At 72.3% G+C, this 2,561-nt stretch carries 2 protein-coding genes and 1 pseudogene; all 3 read right to left on the bottom strand.

Features of this window, described 5'->3' with window-relative positions; all coding sequences use genetic code 11:
• Positions 1 to 1,022 (bottom strand): non-homologous end-joining DNA ligase (ligD, locus tag B4E30_RS00950; RefSeq protein ID WP_286793103.1); only part of this gene is annotated, 1,022 nt, incomplete at its 3' end.
• A gap of 57 nt (positions 1,023 to 1,079) precedes the next feature.
• Positions 1,080 to 2,177: an SseB family protein gene (locus tag B4E30_RS00945; protein ID WP_071044597.1), complete on the bottom strand. Its 1,098-nt coding sequence runs from the start codon at positions 2,175 to 2,177 to the stop codon at positions 1,080 to 1,082.
• A gap of 53 nt (positions 2,178 to 2,230) precedes the next feature.
• Positions 2,231 to 2,561, bottom strand: a pseudogene (locus tag B4E30_RS00940) (ATP-dependent DNA helicase PcrA); the annotation flags it as partial.

The following is a 2,561-nucleotide window of genomic DNA, read 5'->3' as shown; positions in this document are numbered from 1 at the left end:
CCGTCCTTCTTCGCTCGGCTGGGCTGTACGCGCGACGGCTCCCCCGGCATCTTCGGGAAGTCCGGCGGAAAGGGCAGCTCGCCGAGCCCGGCCTCGAGGTCGCGCTCCCACCAGGCCAGGAGGGTGTCGATCCGGCCCGGTCGTGCGGCGAAGTCCGCCCACGGGTCGCCGTGCCGCTCGAGACGCTCCGGGGTGCTGCGCACGGTGAACGCGGACGGGTCGACCCCCGCCTCGAGCTCGTCCCAGCTGAGCGGGGTGGAGACGGTTGCGGCCGGCAGCGCGCGGGGACTGTAGGCCCCGGCCATCGTACGGTCGCGGTTGGCCTGATTGAAGTCCACGAACACGCGATCGCCGCGCTCCTCCTTCCACCAGGCCGTGGTGACCTTCTCCGGCAGGCGACGTTCCAGTTCGCGCGCGAGCGCGATGACGGCGTGGCGCACATCCAGGAACTCGTGCGTCGGCTCGATCGGGCAGAACACGTGCAGACCTCGGTTGCCGCTGGTCTTCACCCACGGCTCGAGCCCCGCCTCGCGCAGCACCCCGCGCAGCTCGGGCGCGACCGCCGCGGCGTCGTCGAAATCGGTCGCGCCGTGGGGGTCGAGGTCGATGCGCAGCTCGACCGGACGGTCGGTGTCGGCCGTGCGCGAGGCCCATGGGTGAAAGACGACGGTGTTCATCTGAGCCGCCCACACGACGGCCGCGGGCTCGGTGAGGACGAGCTGCGGATGGCGGCGCCCGCTGTTGTAGGTGACCGTCACGGTCTCGACGAAGTCGGGGGCGCCCTTGGGCGGATTCTTCGAGTAGAACCGTTCCCCGTCGACGCCGTCGGGGAACCGCTCCAGCGACACCGGGCGATCGCCGTTCGCGGCGAGGAACGGGTCGGCGACGGCGATGAAGTACTCGGCGAGCTCCCGCTTGGTGATCCCCGCCTCCGGCCACAGCACGCGGCTCGGGCTGGAGAGCCCGACCTCGCGGTCGCCGTGCGGTCCCGGGACGGTCAGCGTGATGCGCTCGGACGCCATACCCACGACCCTAGGCCCCACCCCACGTCGCCGAAACCACCTCTCGAGCGGTGGGTCTCAGGCGAGGGCGATCACCGGTGCGAGCTGGTCGCGCGTGAGGCGGATCCACGGCCCGCCCGGGTCGATGACGACGCCGCCGATCTCGGGATCGGCCTTGAGGGCTCCGGCCAGCTGCGCCGCCGTCACCGGAGCGGGCTGGTCGCTGCGCTTCATCGCGGCCACTTCGAGGGGATGCGTGAACACCTCGAGGTAGCGGGTGCCGTCGTCGGCGCGGCCCTGCGCGATGCCCATCTTCTCGCCGTCCGGCGCCTTGCCGACGGCGACCCACAGGCGCGCGTCGGGGATCGCCGCGACCACCGCCTCCGGCGTCGCATCCGTACGCGGTGTCGACAGCAGCGTCTTGACGGTGAGCTTCTCGTCGGCCTGGTCGAGCATCTTCTCGATCAGCTCGCGCGGCACCACGGCCCGCGCCGGGGCGGAGGCCGGATCGATGATGAGGCCGGCGTACGCACCGCCGAGAACGTACTTCAGCACGGCGGTGACGGGCTGTCCGACCGCCGAGGTCTGCGCGTCGTTGTCCGCCGCGAGACTCTTCTGCAGCGCCGCCCCGCTGCTGTAGGCGAGCACGAACTGCTTCTCGCCGATCTTGGTGACGGCCAGCGGCAGGCTCTTCCCCTCCGAAAGCAGCGTGCGCGCGTCGCCCTTCACGCGCAGGAACAGATGCCCCTGCAGCAGCTGGCGGGCGACCTCGAGGAGGCCGTCGGCGGGCGCGGTGTCGGCGAGCTTCGCGATGGCCTCGCGCACGGGCACGTTGTCCCGCACGCCCGGGATCGATTCGGCCCGCACCGGACCGGACGGCGCTGCGGTCGACGGGGCCGGCTTCGCGTTCGCGGGCGCGGCGTCCTCGCTCGGCGTCGACGGCCTCGCGGCAGCGGAGGGACCGCCCCCGAGTCCGCGGAAGGACGACATCGAGATGTTCACCGATGCTGCGGCCTCCTGCGCTGCCGCATCCGCGGCGGCGTCATCCGTCTGCGCACCGCTCGTGACGTCGGTGTCGGTGGTCGGGGCGTCCGTCGGCTCCGCGGGCTCGGCTGCTCCCTCACGGGAACGCTCGGGCTGGGAGTCTTCGCGCTTGCGGCGGGAGAAGAAAGCCATCGCTTCGAGACTAACCCGTCCCTGCCGCGGAGCCACCCCGGCGGCGGCGACCCTCAGCCGATCTTCTCGATCGGCGCGATCTTCACGAGAAGCTTCTTCGGGCCGGCCGTGTCGAAGCGCACGTGCGCCACACGTTTGGCGCCCTCCCCCGTGACGGTGTCGATGCGCCCCTCGCCGAAGTCGTCGTGTCGGATGCGGTCGCCGGGCGCGAGCACCATGTCGCCGTTGTCGCGCACCTTCGCCGGGATGCGGTTGGTGAATTTGTCGAGGGAGGGCTTCGGCTCCCGGCGCCCGAGCGGCACGAGATCGTCGCCGTACCGGCCGCCGCCTCGCGCCGATCCGCCCCGCGCGTTGAGCGCACGCGAGCGGGTCCCCCCGCGCGAG

It is taken from the genome of Microbacterium sp. UBA3394, from assembly GCF_002358725.1.
Lineage (GTDB): Bacteria > Actinomycetota > Actinomycetes > Actinomycetales > Microbacteriaceae > Microbacterium > Microbacterium luteum.
The sequence above is the reverse complement of the archived record's forward strand: the minus strand, read 5'-3'. Positions and strand labels throughout refer to the sequence as shown.

Coding starts and splice junctions, on each gene's coding strand:
- B4E30_RS00945 (WP_071044597.1), bottom strand. CDS start 2,177: ATGGCTTTCTTCTCCCGCCGCAAGCGCGAAGACTCCCAGCCCGAGCGT.